16 protein-coding genes are annotated in these 13507 nt (G+C 69.9%); 7 read left to right on the top strand and 9 right to left on the bottom strand.

Annotated features, from left to right (window positions below; genetic code table 11):
- Positions 1-58 precede the first annotated feature (58 nt).
- Positions 59-775: a response regulator transcription factor gene (locus tag JMJ56_RS05255; protein ID WP_202830521.1), complete on the bottom strand. Its 717-nt coding sequence runs from the start codon at positions 773-775 to the stop codon at positions 59-61.
- A 228-nt stretch (positions 776-1003) separates the two neighbouring features.
- On the bottom strand, positions 1004-1336 hold the full coding sequence (locus JMJ56_RS05250) for a DUF1491 family protein (RefSeq protein ID WP_202830881.1): 333 nt from the start codon (positions 1334-1336) through the stop codon (positions 1004-1006).
- Positions 1337-1456: 120 nt separating this feature from the next.
- On the opposite strand from JMJ56_RS05250, the gene JMJ56_RS05245 reads away from it, so the two are divergent.
- A complete protein-coding gene (locus JMJ56_RS05245; RefSeq protein WP_202830520.1) occupies positions 1457-1654 on the top strand; it encodes a hypothetical protein in 198 nt (65 codons plus the stop codon).
- Here the strand turns inward: JMJ56_RS05245 and JMJ56_RS05240 are convergent.
- Entirely contained in the window at positions 1651-2190 is a 540-nt protein-coding gene (locus JMJ56_RS05240) for a cytochrome b (protein WP_202830519.1), read from the bottom strand. The genes JMJ56_RS05245 and JMJ56_RS05240 overlap by 4 nt on opposite strands.
- A gap of 102 nt (positions 2191-2292) precedes the next feature.
- Between JMJ56_RS05240 and JMJ56_RS05235 the strand changes: the two genes are divergently transcribed.
- Positions 2293-3141, top strand: a complete 849-nt coding sequence (locus JMJ56_RS05235) for a hypothetical protein (RefSeq protein WP_236037413.1) — start codon at positions 2293-2295, stop codon at positions 3139-3141.
- On the opposite strand, the gene JMJ56_RS05230 is transcribed toward JMJ56_RS05235, so the two are convergent.
- The 5 genes from JMJ56_RS05230 to JMJ56_RS05210 are packed head-to-tail and all read right to left on the bottom strand — an operon-like array spanning position 3131 to position 7898.
- Positions 3131-3967, bottom strand: a complete 837-nt coding sequence (locus JMJ56_RS05230; protein WP_202830517.1) for a VOC family protein — start codon at positions 3965-3967, stop codon at positions 3131-3133. The two genes, JMJ56_RS05235 and JMJ56_RS05230, sit on opposite strands and share 11 nt — an antisense overlap.
- A gap of 1 nt (position 3968) precedes the next feature.
- The gene (locus JMJ56_RS05225; RefSeq protein ID WP_202830516.1) at positions 3969-4955 is read right to left on the bottom strand and encodes a ketopantoate reductase family protein; all 987 of its coding nucleotides are present in this window, start codon (positions 4953-4955) and stop codon (positions 3969-3971) included.
- On the bottom strand, positions 4952-5944 hold the full coding sequence (locus tag JMJ56_RS05220) for a ketopantoate reductase family protein (protein WP_202830515.1): 993 nt from the start codon (positions 5942-5944) through the stop codon (positions 4952-4954). The genes JMJ56_RS05225 and JMJ56_RS05220 overlap by 4 nt, the downstream gene beginning before the upstream one ends.
- On the bottom strand, positions 5941-6714 hold the full coding sequence (locus tag JMJ56_RS05215) for a creatininase family protein (protein ID WP_202830514.1): 774 nt from the start codon (positions 6712-6714) through the stop codon (positions 5941-5943). Before JMJ56_RS05215 ends, JMJ56_RS05220 begins: the two co-directional genes overlap by 4 nt.
- A complete protein-coding gene (locus tag JMJ56_RS05210) occupies positions 6711-7898 on the bottom strand; it encodes a M20 metallopeptidase family protein (protein WP_202830513.1) in 1188 nt (395 codons plus the stop codon). The genes JMJ56_RS05215 and JMJ56_RS05210 overlap by 4 nt, the downstream gene beginning before the upstream one ends.
- Positions 7899-8062: 164 nt before the next feature.
- Between JMJ56_RS05210 and JMJ56_RS05205 the strand changes: the two genes are divergently transcribed.
- The 5 genes from JMJ56_RS05205 (at position 8063) to JMJ56_RS05185 (ending at position 12494) form a co-directional block, all read left to right on the top strand.
- Positions 8063-9034, top strand: a complete 972-nt coding sequence (locus JMJ56_RS05205; RefSeq protein ID WP_202830512.1) for a Bug family tripartite tricarboxylate transporter substrate binding protein — start codon at positions 8063-8065, stop codon at positions 9032-9034.
- 128 nt (positions 9035-9162) lie between these two features.
- Positions 9163-9768: a tripartite tricarboxylate transporter TctB family protein gene (locus JMJ56_RS05200; protein WP_202830511.1), complete on the top strand. Its 606-nt coding sequence runs from the start codon at positions 9163-9165 to the stop codon at positions 9766-9768.
- 30 nt (positions 9769-9798) lie between these two features.
- Positions 9799-11298, top strand: a complete 1500-nt coding sequence (locus JMJ56_RS05195; protein ID WP_202830510.1) for a tripartite tricarboxylate transporter permease — start codon at positions 9799-9801, stop codon at positions 11296-11298.
- Positions 11299-11403: 105 nt separating this feature from the next.
- Positions 11404-12162, top strand: coding sequence for an SDR family NAD(P)-dependent oxidoreductase (locus JMJ56_RS05190; RefSeq protein ID WP_202830509.1), 759 nt, complete (start codon positions 11404-11406; stop codon positions 12160-12162).
- A gap of 17 nt (positions 12163-12179) precedes the next feature.
- On the top strand, positions 12180-12494 hold the full coding sequence (locus JMJ56_RS05185; protein WP_202830508.1) for an antibiotic biosynthesis monooxygenase family protein: 315 nt from the start codon (positions 12180-12182) through the stop codon (positions 12492-12494).
- Here JMJ56_RS05185 and JMJ56_RS05180 read toward each other — a convergent pair.
- Entirely contained in the window at positions 12491-13465 is a 975-nt protein-coding gene (locus tag JMJ56_RS05180; protein WP_202830507.1) for a S1C family serine protease, read from the bottom strand. The two genes, JMJ56_RS05185 and JMJ56_RS05180, sit on opposite strands and share 4 nt — an antisense overlap.
- Positions 13466-13507 lie beyond the last annotated feature (42 nt).

Genomic DNA, 13507 nt, shown 5'->3' with positions numbered 1-13507 from the left:
CGTCGCCTGTGCAGCAGGGTAGTGCGGCTCTCTCAAGCCAGAGCTCCCGGAAAACGCCCTAAGCAGGCGGGTTGCCGGCGACCGGGTCGAGCTTGTAGCCGCCGGCTTCGGTCAGCAGGAGGCGGGTCTGGGAAGGGTCGGGCTCGATCTTTTGGCGCAGGCGGTAAATATGGGTCTCCAGCGTGTGGGTCGTCACCGCGCTGTTGTAGCCCCAGACCTCGTTCAGCAGGATCTGACGCGGCACGGGCTTGCCGCCGGCGCGATAGAGGAACTTCAGGATCGCGCCTTCCTTGTCGGTCAGCCGGATCTTGCGGTTGCGCGCCGGCTCCATCAGCAGCTTGGCGCTCGGCCTGAACAGGTAGGGGCCGATGGTGAAGACGGCATCCTCGGAGTTGTCGAAAACGCGCAGCTGAGCGCGAACCCGGGCAAGCAGTTCCGGCAGGCGGAAGGGCTTGGCGATGTAGTCGTTGGCACCGGCATCCAACCCACGCACCACATCCGCTTCGGCATCGGCGCCGGTCAGCATGATGATCGGCATCTGCCGCCCCTCGCGGCGCAGCTTGGCGCAGAAATCACGGCCATCGGCATCGGGCAGGCCGATATCGAGCAGGATGGCGTCATAGCGGGCATTGGCATTGGCGAGCTTGGCCTCCGCCTCGCCCGCACTCTCGGCCTCGTCGGCGGCAAAATCACCATCCATGGCGAGTTGCTCGACCAGGGTGGAACGCAGGGCAGCATCGTCCTCGACGATCAAAATCGGGCGGGGCGTCGCCATTGGACCTCCGGGAAAAAGACATCGCCATTTCGCCACGCCGGACGCAACTGGCGGCCAAGCCTCAGCGATTGAAACCATAAAGCGAAACTTCGCACCTCACGGATGCGTCTGACAGGCTACACTTTATTGCGATACAGGTCCGACCTGCCGAGGGCTGGCGATCGGTTGCTTCAAAGTATAATGAACACTGCCACGCAACATGTTGATTTCGTAGAAAAATCTTGCCTGTCAGATAAGCTTGCCTTCGAAAGGTGGCACCAGATCCGGTGCGTCGAACTCCACAACCCATAAATCCGGGTCGCGTTTCACTTGCCGTTCGACATAGGCATCGGCGACCGCGTCCTCGATCGGCGCCGGTCCGGTACCGCGCAGCCAGGCTGGCCGGCCCTCCGCATCGCGCACCTGGCTGAGCACGACCAGCCCTTCCCGCCCACGCAGGACGCAGAGGATACCGCCTGAATCCGGGTCGCCCTTGCGCAGCACTGCGCCGCTGCGGCCGCCGATATCAGCGAGCCGCAGCGCCATGGAGACCCAGATGCCAGCCTTCACGCGCGCTTCCATGGCCCGCATAGGCCTGGATGCGGGGGCGTCCGGCAAGCCCCTGCTTGCCGATCGGCACGACCTCAGCCACATCTCCGGCATTCAGGGCCAGTATGGGGTTGGACCGTGGACCAGCGGAAGATGACCGAAGGCCAGCGCGCCTACGAGGCGAAGCGTGCGGCGAAGGCGGGGATGAGCGTGGAGAAGTGGCTGGCGCTCAAGGCCAAGGAAGCCGAGGCCGAGCGCGCCGTTGCAGCCAAGGCGGTGGAGACCGCGCAGCCAGCGAAGAAAACGGGTTTCTTCAGTCGGTTGATGGAGCGGGCTCAGAAGCCGCTTTAGGTTGGACCGCCGACCATTCGCTGCAGGATGCCGTCACGGCGGATGGCTTGGTGAAAGATCACCCCGCCGATATGGAAGACAAGCAACGCCAGGATCGCATAACCGCCAATCCGATGCGCAAGCTGCACCGCGCCAGCGAGCGCCTCGTTCGCCTCCATGAATTTCGGCAGGTCGATGATGCCGAGGAAGGCGCTGTCGCCACGCAGCGGGAAGCCCCAGGCGTTGGTGGCGATGAAGCCGAGGATGGGCTGCAGGACCAGCAGGGCATAGAGCGAATGGTGCACCCCGGCCGCTGCCCGGCGCAGCGGCCGGGGCACATGGTCCGGCAGCGGGGGTGGCGGGTAGCGCAGACGCCAGGCGAGACGGGCGAGGACGACCAAGAGGATCAGCAAACCGGCTGATTCATGAACGGTGTAGAAGGCGGTCTTCGCGTCTTCCTTGATATAGCTGATGACGAAGCCGACCGGCCAGGCAAGGGCCAGCAGCGCCACGGTGATCCAATGGAACCACTTCGATCCGGTGCTGTACTCCTGCATGACCCACGCTCCCATGGCGTGATCGCCGCCCATGCCGATTGGAGCATCGATCCGCGCAAGCGCTGGATATCGGTGGCCGAGCGCGAAGGAGAAGGCTGGCGCATGGCCGCACCACGGCCGGTCGGGCCGTTGGAGGGGCTGGTGGAGGGACTGATCGGGCCGGGTCGGGCGGTGGCGCTGGGGCTCGACCTGCCGCTCGGCCTGCCGCGGGCCTATGCGGCGGAGCGCGCGGAGGCAGGTTTTCCCCAGTTCCTGCGCGAATTGGCGGCACGGCCTAGCTTCTTCGAAGTGAGTGCGGGGCTGGAGACGGTCTCGCCGGAGCGGCCCTTCTATCCGGCGCGTGGCGTCAAGGGGATGACGCGGGCGGCGCATGCGTCGGCCCTCGGCTTCGATGGGCCGGAGGGGCTGTCGCGCTGGTGCGACCGGGCGACGGCGGAGCGGCCGGCGGGAGCGCCGGTCTTCTGGACGCTTGGGGCGAACCAGTCGGGCAAGGCGGCCATCGGTGCCTGGCGAGACTGGCTGGTGCCGGCGCTCGGCGCGGGGGCACCGGTGCGGCTCTGGCCCTTCGAAGGCAGCTTGGCGGATTTGCTGGCGCCAGGGCGGGCGGTGCTGGCCGAAGCCTATCCGGCCGAGGCGCTGCGGCAATGCGGGTTGCGCCTCGCCGGCAGCAAGCGGGTGCAGGGGCCGCGGCGGGCCTTGGCCCTTGCCCTGCACGCCGCGCTGGCGGCGCGGCGGGTAGTGGCCGAGCCGGCGCTCGTGGCCGCCATCGCGGATGGGTTCGGAGCGGATGCGACCGGGGAGGACCGCTTCGACTCGGTGATCGGCCTGCTCGGGTTGATCGGAGTGCTGGACGGGGCACGGCCCGACTTCATCCCCGACGACCCCTGGATCCGGAGCTGGGAGGGCTGGGTGCTCGGGCAGACGGCGCTGCCCCGCGCCCTCATGCCATGAAGTCGAGCGCCGTGTTCATTGCCTCGCGGGCCGGGATGCGGAGCAGGCCGGGCGCCTCCGTGAAGTGTACGGCATTGATACGAAGCGCCGCAGCCGTCTCCGGCAACGAGCGGATGCTGACACCAAGCAGTGCCATGTGGTCGCCGCGGCCGGCCGGGTCCGGTGCCGCCTCGCCCAGTTCGGCGGCGACGGCGGCATGCGGGGCGAATTCGACCTCCGCTTCGCCGGCCTGGAGGATGGCCCGGCCGCCGGGGCCCTCCGTCACCGCCGCGGTGCCGAAGATGCGGCGGAAGAGCGCTGCTTGACGCTCCGGGTCCCGCACCGAGAGCAGGATGCGGGCGACGCCGAGCGCGCCATTGGAGTGGGACTGCCATTCCGGGCGCCAGACATGCTCCGGCGTCAGATGCTCGCACCAGTAGAGGCGTCCGTCGAAGGCGGCGGCGCGGTCAAGGCGGGCGGTGCGGAACCTGGCGTCCTGCCGGGTGCCGTCGGGCAGGTCGGCGGGGCGGTGGAAGGCCTGAGCGGGCCCGATCGGGACGCCGCGGGCCTGCTGGGCGGCGGCCAGCGCCTCGGCATCGCCGGTGCGGAAGACCAGGCCGTTCAGCCCGACAGGATAGGGCGCGATATCGGGGCGAAGCGCGCCGCCCGGCACGTCGGTGCCGAGCAATTCGAGGTAGTCGCGGCCAAGGATCGCCAGGTGGTTGGCGGAGCCGAGGCTGTGCTTGCCCATCGGCGTGAGCTGGAAGCCGAGGCGGCGCCAGGCCTCCGCGCCCTCCGCCATGCGGTCGCGGACATCGATGACGACGTGGTCGATCAGGTTGTCCATCTCACCCCTCCTGGCGGTAGAGGCCGGCGGCTTCGGCGGCCTGGGCCGCCATGGCGACGATCAGCTCCAGCGTCGGCGCCGGCACGCCACGCTCCCGGGCCAGGCGGAGCGGCGCCTGGAACAGCGCATCCACCTCCATCGGCCGGCCCGCCTCAAGGTCCTGCAGGATGGAAGGCTTGTGCGGGATGTCGGCCGAGAGATTGATCCTCTCCTCCGCCGCGCCGCCGACCGGGCGGCCCATGGCGGCGGCGATGGCGAGGCCCTCCTTCACCACCTCGACCGCCGCGGTGCGGACGGTGGCATCGCGGAAGGTGTCCTGCATGTTGCGGCGGGTGAGGATGCAGAAGGGGCCGTTGGAGAGGTTGTTCAGCAGCTTGGCCCAGACATCGGTGCGGATGTCCCCGGCGACGCTGCAGGGCAGGCCGCCCTGCTTGAAGGCGCCGGCCAGCGCCATGGCGCGTGGGCTGCGGGAACCGTCCGGCTCGCCGAGGATCAGCTTGCTCGACTTGCTGGTGACCTCGATGACGCCGGGCTCCGGTACGGAGCAGGCGGAATAGACCACGCCGCCGATGGCCCGCGCCGGGCCGATGGCCTTCCAGACCACATCGCCCGGATCGGCCTCAGGCACGCGCTGGCCCTCCTCCGGCCCGCCATGATGGGCGAAGTACCACCAGGGGATGCCGTTGGTGACGAAGGCGACCGGCGTCTCCGGCCCGAGCAGCGGGGCGATGGCGCGGGCGACGCCGGCCAGGGCCGGGACCTTGGTGCAGACGACGACGGCATCCTGCGGTCCCAGATCGGCCGGGTCGGCAGCGGCCGTCGGGCGGCATTCGATCGTGCGGTCCGGCAGGCGGACGGTCAGGCCGCGCTCCCGGATGGCGGCAAGCTGGGCGCCGCGGGCGACGACCGAGACCTCAGCGCCGCCTTCGGCCAGCCGGCCGGCGAGATGCCCGCCGATGGCGCCGGGCCCGTAGATGCAGATCCTCATGCAGCGTCCTCGGTCGGGGTGTAGAGCCCGGCGGCGATGGCGGCGCGGGTCGCCAGCGCCACCATCAGGGCGAGAGTCGGCACCGCGACACCGGCCTCACGGGCGATCCGCAGGGGCGCGCGGAGCATTGCCTCCACCTCCATCATCCGCCCGGCCTCGAGGTCCTGCAGGATGGAAGGCTTGTGGCGAAGCCTGGCCGAACGGGCGATGCGCGCAGCGGGTGCGTCGCCGGGGATGGGCCAACCCTCGGCGGCGGCGATGGCGGTGACCTCCTCGGCCATGCGAATGGCCGTCTCCCGCGTCTCGGGGCTCAGCAGCGTGTCCTGCATGCAGGAGCGCGTCAGAATGCAGAGCGGGCCGCTGACGAGGTTGCCGAGCAGCTTTTGCCAGACCGCCTGGCGGATGTCGGGCACCACCGGCGAGGGCAGGCCGCCGGCGGCGATGGCGGCGGAAAGGGCCTGGGCGCGCGGCGAGATGCGGCCATCGACCTCGCCGAAGATGACGCGGCCGTCGCTGGTCTCGACCTCGACGACGCCGGGCTCGGTGACCTCGCAGGCGGAGTAGACCACGCCCCCGATGGTGCGCGGGATGCCGATGGCTTGGCGGAGCGCGTCGCCCGGGTCGAGGGCCGGCAGCGTCTGCCCATCCCGCGCCGTTGCGTCATTGTACCACCAGGGGATGCCGTTCATGACGAAGGCGACCGGCGTCTCCGGCCCGAGCAGCGGGGCGATGGCGGCGGCGACGCTCGGCAGGGCGGGAGCCTTGGTGGTGACGACCACCGCATCCTGCGGGCCGAGCGAGGCCGGGTCGGCGCTGGCGCGGGGGCGACAATGGAGCGTGCCGTCCGGGGCGTGGACGGTGAGGCCGCGTGCCTCGATGGCGGCGAGGTTGGCACCGCGGGCGACGACCGAGACATCGGCGCCGCCCTTGGCCAGGCGGGCGGCGACATGGCCGCCGATGGCGCCGGCGCCGAAGACGCAGACCTTCACGCCCTGGCGTCCTTGAGCGCAGCGACGGCGGCGATGCCGGCCTCGACCAGCCTAGCGCCAAGGCGGGCGCCGTGCCCGGCATTGCCGGGGCGGCTGTCGGCGCAGGCGACGCCGCCGGGAGCGACCTCCTCCACCTCGGTCGGCACCGCGACCTCGACGCCGGCCAGGCGGATCGTGCCGAAACTGGCGATGGGCTGGCCGAGGACGGTGCCCGCCGGCTGCCGGGCGCGGGCGCGCTCTGGCTGGCAGAGATCGGGGCGGAGATGCAGGGCGACGGACCAGACCGGGTCGCCGCCATGGCCAAGGCTCGCCGTGCTGCCGCCGAGCTCGGCATGGAGCGCGCCGGCTATGCGCCAGAGATGCAGCGTGGGGATCACCACCCCATGCCTGCGGCGGAGGCCGCGCGTGGCGGCATCGACCGGCGCGATGGAACCGGCATGGCCGTTGAGGATGAGGATGCGGCGGCAGCCGGTACGGATCAGGTTGCCGCAGACCTCCTCCACCACCGCCTGGAGCAGGCCGGGGGTGAGCACGATGCCGCCGGGGACCATGCCGAAGTAGTCCTCGCCACCGAAGGGGATGGAGGGGAGGACCAGCGAGCCGGTTCCGGCGGCGATGCGGTCGGCCAGCGCCTCGGCGAGCAGGAAGTCGCCCATTGGCGCCTGAGGCCCATGGGTCTCGAGGCTGCCCATGGGCAGGATGGCGCAGGCCCCCTGCCCCAGCCGCTCGGCGACTTCGGGCGCCGCCAGCTCGGCGATGCGGTGGGTCACGCCAGCATGTCCAGCGCGATGCGGGTCAGCGCCTGGGCGCCGAGGCCGATGCAACGCTCGTCGGGCTGGTAGCGGTCATTGTGCAGATGATCGTGCCGGCCGGGCGCGCCGCTGCCGATGCGGAGCTGGAAGGCCGGGACGCGCTCGGCGAACTCGGCGAAATCCTCGGCGCCCATGCTGGGGCGGCCCTCAACCACGACATCGCCGAACTGGCGGCGGACGGAGGCGATGGCCGGGTCGAGCACGCTGTCGGCATTGACCAGGGGCGGCACGCCGCGGCGATAGCTCAGCGTGCATTGGACGCGATGCATGGCCTCAAGCCCGGCCGCGAGGCGCTTCAGCCCGGCCTCCGCGACATCACGCGCCGCATGATGCAAGGTGCGGACGGTGCCGCGCAGCTCCACCGTCTCCGGGATGATGTTGGGCGCGGTGCCGCCATGGATCATGCCGATGGTGACGACGCCCGGCATCAGCGGGTCGAGCTCGCGGCTGATGACGGTCTGCGCCTGCGCGATGAAGGCGCTGGCGGCGACGATCGGATCGACGGCCTTGTCCGGATGAGCGGCATGGCCCGACTTGCCCTGGATGACGAGGTCGAAGCGGTCGGCGGCCGCCAGCGTCGAGCCGCGGCAGTAGCCGAACTGGCCGGCCGGCATGTCTGGATGGTTGTGGAAGCCGAGCGCCATGTCGACGCCGTCCAGCACGCCGTCCTTCACCATCTCGGCGGCGCCGCCGAGCGCCTCCTCGGCCGGCTGGAAGACGAGGACGACGCGGCCGGCGAGCTGCGGGGCCATGTCCTTCAGGACTTCCGCGGCACCGAGCAGCGTCGTCGTGTGGATGTCATGGCCGCAGGCATGCATCTTTCCATCGACCGTGCTGGCGAACGGCAAGCCGGTCATCTCGTGGATCGGCAGGGCATCCATGTCGGCGCGGATGGCGAGCGTCGGGCCGGGGCGGCCCCCCTCGATCACGCCGACCACGCCGGTGCGCCCGATGCCGGTTCGGTGCGCGATGCCCATGCGGGCAAGTTCCGCAGCGACGATGCCGCTGGTGCGCACCTCCTCGAAGGCAAGTTCGGGATGAGCATGGATGTCGCGCCGGATCTCGAGCAGCCGTGGCTCCAGCGCCGCGACCGCCTCCCGGATCGCGGTCTCGGGATCGTTGGGGCGGGGTGAGGCGGCCATGGCGAGGATCCTGTCGGGAAGCGTGCGTCGAGGATCGGGGCAAAGTGGCGCTGCCGCAAGCCGTGGCGAGGATTTTGCCGCAGTGCAGCACAGGATGCGTGGCTTGCCCGCCATCCTCTCGTCATGCGATACGCAGCGCGATCCAAAGGGAGGAGACGCCCGGGATGCTGCCGCGCCGAGCCTGGCTCGCCGGCGGCGCCGTCATCGCGGCGCTGCCCGCGATCGCGCACGCCGAAACCTCGTGGCCGGCTCAGCCGATCCGCCTGGTCGTGCCTTTCGCCCCGGGCGGCACCACCGACCTCGCCGCGCGGCTCGTCGCCCAGGGGCTGGGTGCCCGGCTCGGTCAGCCGGTTGTCGTCGAGAACAAGCCGGGGGCGGGATCGACGCTCGGTGCCGCACAGGTGGCGCAGGCGGCGCCGGACGGGCTCACCCTCGTCGTCTCCAACATCGCCAGCCATGCCATCGCGCCCTCGCTCTATCGCGAACTGCGCTACCATCCCCTGCGCGACTTCACCCATATCGCCCTGCTGATCGAGACGCCCTCGGTCTTCGTCGCCAACCCGCACTTCGCACCGCGCGGCCTCGCCGAGGTGGTGCGGCTGTCGCGTGAGCAGCCAAGGGGACTTGACGTCGCCTCATCAGGCTCGGGCTCCTCCAACCATCTCCTCATCGTGCAGTTCGGCCAGGTGACCGGGGCGCGGGTGAACCATGTTCCCTATCGCGGTGCCGGGCCGGCCATGACGGATGTCATCGCCGATGTGGTGCCGATGATGTCGGACAGCCTGCCGAGCGCGTCGGGCCATCTCCGTGGGGGCGCGGTGCGCGGCATGGCGGTGGCGTCGGCGGCGCGGCATCCGGGCTTCCCAGCGCTGCCGACCTTCCGCGAGCAAGGTGTCGATCTCGTCAGCAATTCCTGGTTCGGCATCTCCGGCCCGGCCGGCCTGCCGCCGGCGGTGACCGGGAGGCTGAACCGGGAGATCAATGCCGTGCTGGCGGAGCCGGCCACACAGCGGCGCTTCGCCGAGCTTGGCGGTCTTGTGAGCCCGCTTTCGCCTGCCGCCTACGCGGAGTTCATCGCCGGGGAGGTGGCGCGATGGGCGCCGATCGTGCAGGCATCCGGCGCCCGCGTCGAGTAGCGCGAGGCAGGGAATTGCAGGGCGACCCGGCTTGACCGGGAGCGTCCGGTAGGGTTGTCGTTGCACGATTCAAGTTGGGGTAATGCCGGGCCAGTCCCGGCAGGTTGGGAGCCGGGAAGGGTCGCCGCATGAAAATCAATGCCAAGGATGTTGCTTCAGGGGTGTTGCTCATCCTGATCGCTGCCACGGGACTCTGGCTGAACGGCGACCACTCGCTCGGCAGTGCCCGACGCATGGGCCCGGGCTACATGCCCATGCTCGTGTTCTGGGCCCAGATGGGCCTCGGCACCATCGTGCTCGCGCTGGCCTTCTTCAACGGTCCGGATCCGCTGGAGAAGTGGACCGGGCTCGACGCCTCGATGCTGATCATCTCGATCATCGTCGGCACCGCCGTCGGGTTGGCCGCGCCCTATCTCAGCTCGTTCTTCGAAAGCTCGTACGGTTCGCTCGGCCTCGGCATGCTCGCGGGGTTCCTGGTCCTCGCTTATGCAGCCGGCTGGCGGCTCCTGGCCTTCATCTGCGCGGCGATGTGCGCCTTCTGCCTCCTGCTTGAAAAAGGTGGGCTGATGCTGTCGCTGGCCGCGACCATCGGCATCGCCTGCCTGGCCGAGCCCGAGCACCGCGCGCGGCCGCTCGGCGTGCTTGGCATCACGATCTTTCTGCTGGCGATGTGCTGGTGGATCTTCATCAAGCAGCTCGACATCCGCGTGGCCGTCTGGCCGCTTCAATACTGACCAGAAGCCGGGAAGGGACACGCAACGGTCATGGACATCCTAGGTAATCTGGCGCACGGCTTCAGCGTCGCGCTCAGCGTCAACAACCTGCTGTTCGCGCTGATCGGCGCCCTGATCGGCACCGCCATCGGCGTGCTGCCGGGCATCGGGCCCGTCGCCACCATCTCGCTGCTGCTGCCGATCACCTTCGGCCAGCCGGCAACCACGGCCATCATCATGCTGGCAGGCATCTATTACGGCGCCCAGTATGGCGGATCGACCACGGCGATCCTGCTGAACCTGCCTGGTGAAATCAGTTCGGTCGTGACCACGCTTGAGGGCTACAAGATGGCCCGGAACGGCCGGGCGGGCGCGGCGCTGGCCACCTCGGCGCTGTCCTCCTTCTTTGCCGGCACGGTAGCCACCATCGTGGTCGCCGGGTCGGGGCCGTTGCTGACATCGGTGGCGCTGTCCTTCGGGCCCGCGGATTACTTCTCGCTCATGCTGCTCGGCCTCATCATCTCGGCCGTCCTTGCCCAGGGCTCCGTCGTGAAGTCGATCGGGATGGTGGTGTTCGGCGTCGCCCTCGGGCTGGTCGGCACCGACGTGCAGACCGGCCAGCAACGCTTCACCTTCGGCATCCCCGAACTCTCCGACGGCATCAGCTTCGTCGCATTGGCGATGGGCATGTTCGGCATCGCCGAGATCATTCTCAACCTCGAGAAGCCTGAGGCCCGCAGCGTCCTCAAGACCGAGGTCGGCAGCCTCTGGCTGACGCGCGAAGAACTCCGTCGCGCCACGCCCTCGACCCTGCGCGGCACCATGGTCGGCACGGTGCTCGGCATCCTACCTGGCGGCGGCGCGGCCCTGTCGTCCTTCGGCTCCTACATGATGGAGCGGAAGGTTTCGAAGAACCGGCACCTCTTCGGCACCGGCGCCATCGAGGGCGTGGCCGGACCCGAGGCGGCCAACAACGCGGCGGCGCAGACGAGCTTCATCCCGCTGCTGACCTTGGGCATCCCGGCCAATGCTGTCATGGCGCTCATGGTCGGCGCGCTGATCATCCAGGGCATCCAGCCCGGCCCGCGGATGGTAGAGGCCCAGCCCGACCTGTTCTGGGGCCTCATCGCCTCGATGTGGATCGGCAATGTGATGCTGCTGATCATCAACCTCCCGATGATCGGCATGTGGGTGAAGCTGCTTCAGGTTCCCTACAAGTTCCTCTATCCGGCGATCCTGGTGTTCTGCTGCATCGGCGCCTACAGCGTGAACAACAACGTCTTCGACGTGTACTCGACCATCATTTTCGCCGTGTTCGGCTACATGTGCAACAAACTGAAGCTGGAGCCGGCGCCGATGCTGATCGGCTTTGTGCTTGGCCCGATGATGGAAGAGCATCTGCGGCGCGCCATGCTGCTCTCGCGCGGCGACGTCATGGTGTTCATCGAACGTCCGATCAGCGCCAGCATGCTGGCCATCGGAGCCATCGCCCTGGCCGCCATGCTGCTGCCGAACCTGCGGAAGGGCAAGGAAGCCGCCCTCACCGGCTGACCGCCCTGCCCGCCCCCTGCCGAAGCCGCCCCAGGAGACTGGGGCGGCTTTTCTTTTGCGCGCCGGGGACGCAGGCTCCGGCCGGGATGCGAAAAGGGACGAGCGATGGATCTGCAATTGGCCGGGCATGTCGCCCTCGTCACCGGCGCCTCGGCGGGGCTGGGGCGCTGCATCGCGGCGATGCTGGCGAAGGAAGGATGCCGGCTCGCCATCCTGGCCCGGCGGCGGGCGCTGCTGGAAAGCCTGGCCGCGGAGTTGCCGGCAACGGCAGAGCCGCTTCTCCTCACCGAGGACGTGACGGATGCGACGGCGGCGCCGCGCATCCGCGATGCGGTGCTCGGGCGGTTCGGACGCTGCGACATCCTGGTCAACAATGCTGGCGGCAGCCGGCCGCAGCCGGCGGGCGAACTCGGTGACGACGCGGTGTGGCAGGAGGCGATGGAGCTCAACTTCCACGCCGCCCGGCGCCTCTCCCATGCGCTGGTGCCGGCCATGCAGGCGGCCGGCTTCGGGCGCATCATCAACCTCACCGGGCAGGACGAGCCGCACAACGTGAACCCGGCCAACGCGCCGAACGGCGCCACGCATATCTGGGCCAAGGCATTGTCCCGGCAGGTGGGGCGGGACGGGATCACTGTGAACTCCATCCCGCCCGGTCGCTTGCGCTCCGAGCAGATCGACCTGCGGGTGATGCCGACGGAGGAATCCCGGCGCGCCTGGGCGGAGCGGGAGGTGCCGGCGGGCTATATTGGCCAGCCGGAGGATCTGGCGGTGCTCGCCGTCTTCCTTGCCTCGCCGCTGGCGCGCTACATCACCGGGCAGGTCATCCATGTGGATGGCGGCACGCGGCGCTTCAGCCACTGAGTAGGGAAACGAGGCCGATGTTCATCGCCATGAACCGCTTCCGCGTCATGCCGGGCGCCGAGGCCGATTTCGAGGAGCTCTGGCTCTCGCGCGATTCGAAGCTCAGCACCGTGCCGGGCTTCGTGGAATTCCACCTGCTGCGCGGGCCGCGGAAGGAGGACCACACCCTCTACGCCTCGCACACCATCTGGGCGAGCCGGGAGGCTTTCGAGGACTGGACGAAATCCGAGGCTTTCCGAATGGCACACCGCAGCGCGGGCGGAACGCGGCCGCTCTATCTCGGCCATCCGGAGTTCGAGGGGTTCGAGCCGATCCAGACGCTGAAGGGCTAGCCGCCGCGCTCCCCGGGTACGAGGCGGAAGCGGCGTGGGTCGCCGCGGCGGAGGACCAGCACCTCCGCCGGCTCGCCGACGCGCTCGGCGGTGAGCCAGCGCAGCAGCGCATCGATACCGGTCACCGGCTTGCCGCCGATGCGGAGGATGAGGTCGCCGGGGGCAAGGCCGGCGTGGGCGGCAGGACCGTCGGGCTGCAGAGCGGTGACAAGGACGCCGGTGTCCTGCTCGATCCCGGCGGCGCGGGCCAGGCGGCGGGGGACGGCCTCGCGCTGGCCGGTCAGGCCGAGGCTGGCGCGGCGGACGCGGCCGAAGCGCACCAGCTCGCCCAGCACAAGCTGCGCCGTGTTGGCGGCCACCGCGAAGCAAAGGCCCTGGGCGCCGGCGATGATCGCCGTGTTAATGCCGATCACCCGGCCCGCGCTGTCCACCAGCGCACCGCCGGAATTGCCGGGGTTCAGCGCGGCATCGGTCTGCACCAGATCCTCGATGGGGCGGCCACCGCGCCCGGCGAGGCTGCGGCCGAGGGCGCTCACCACCCCGGCCGTCACCGTCGAGGAGAAGCCGAGCGGATTGCCGATGGCGATCGCAAGCTGACCGACGCGGAGCGTCGCGGAATCGCCAAGCTCGGCGGTAGGGAGCGCCGCCGGGGCCTCGGCGCGGAGCAGCGCAAGGTCGGTGTCGCGATCCTCGCCGAGCAGACGGGCGGGCATCGGGCGGCCCTCTGCGGTTGTCACCTGCACCGCCTCGGCACCGGCGACGACATGGGCATTGGTCAGCACCAGCCCGTCGGGCGAGACGGTGACGCCGGAGCCGGCCCCCTGTCCGCGCCGGCCGCGTACCGCAACATGCAGCACGGCGGGGCCGGCGCGCTCCACCGCCGCGGTCACGGCACGGGAATAGGCATCGAGCAGGTGGGAGTCCGGGGGCGGCAGGGAGTCGAGCATGGCCCCGGAGAGATGGGAGGCCATGCGACCCTCTCGCAACCGGGCCGATTGGGCGGGTAGAAGCAG

The sequence above is a fragment of the Belnapia arida genome, from assembly GCF_016773205.1.
In the GTDB taxonomy this organism is placed as follows: domain Bacteria; phylum Pseudomonadota; class Alphaproteobacteria; order Acetobacterales; family Acetobacteraceae; genus Belnapia; species Belnapia arida.
The sequence above is the reverse complement of the archived record's forward strand: the minus strand, read 5'-3'. Positions and strand labels throughout refer to the sequence as shown.

What these genes read in the sequence shown, in the direction of transcription:
- JMJ56_RS05255 (WP_202830521.1), bottom strand. Translation starts at nt 775, where the DNA reads ATGGCGACGCCCCGCCCGATTTTGATCGTCGAGGACGATGCTGCCCTG.
- JMJ56_RS05250 (WP_202830881.1), bottom strand. Translation starts at nt 1,336, where the DNA reads ATGGAAGCGCGCGTGAAGGCTGGCATCTGGGTCTCCATGGCGCTGCGG.
- JMJ56_RS05245 (WP_202830520.1), top strand. Translation starts at nt 1,457, where the DNA reads ATGACCGAAGGCCAGCGCGCCTACGAGGCGAAGCGTGCGGCGAAGGCG.
- JMJ56_RS05240 (WP_202830519.1), bottom strand. Translation starts at nt 2,190, where the DNA reads ATGCAGGAGTACAGCACCGGATCGAAGTGGTTCCATTGGATCACCGTG.
- JMJ56_RS05235 (WP_236037413.1), top strand. Translation starts at nt 2,293, where the DNA reads ATGGCCGCACCACGGCCGGTCGGGCCGTTGGAGGGGCTGGTGGAGGGA.
- JMJ56_RS05230 (WP_202830517.1), bottom strand. Translation starts at nt 3,967, where the DNA reads ATGGACAACCTGATCGACCACGTCGTCATCGATGTCCGCGACCGCATG.
- JMJ56_RS05225 (WP_202830516.1), bottom strand. Translation starts at nt 4,955, where the DNA reads ATGAGGATCTGCATCTACGGGCCCGGCGCCATCGGCGGGCATCTCGCC.
- JMJ56_RS05210 (WP_202830513.1), bottom strand. Translation starts at nt 7,898, where the DNA reads ATGGCCGCCTCACCCCGCCCCAACGATCCCGAGACCGCGATCCGGGAG.
- JMJ56_RS05205 (WP_202830512.1), top strand. Translation starts at nt 8,063, where the DNA reads ATGCTGCCGCGCCGAGCCTGGCTCGCCGGCGGCGCCGTCATCGCGGCG.
- JMJ56_RS05200 (WP_202830511.1), top strand. Translation starts at nt 9,163, where the DNA reads ATGAAAATCAATGCCAAGGATGTTGCTTCAGGGGTGTTGCTCATCCTG.
- JMJ56_RS05195 (WP_202830510.1), top strand. Translation starts at nt 9,799, where the DNA reads ATGGACATCCTAGGTAATCTGGCGCACGGCTTCAGCGTCGCGCTCAGC.
- JMJ56_RS05190 (WP_202830509.1), top strand. Translation starts at nt 11,404, where the DNA reads ATGGATCTGCAATTGGCCGGGCATGTCGCCCTCGTCACCGGCGCCTCG.
- JMJ56_RS05185 (WP_202830508.1), top strand. Translation starts at nt 12,180, where the DNA reads ATGTTCATCGCCATGAACCGCTTCCGCGTCATGCCGGGCGCCGAGGCC.
- JMJ56_RS05180 (WP_202830507.1), bottom strand. Translation starts at nt 13,465, where the DNA reads ATGGCCTCCCATCTCTCCGGGGCCATGCTCGACTCCCTGCCGCCCCCG.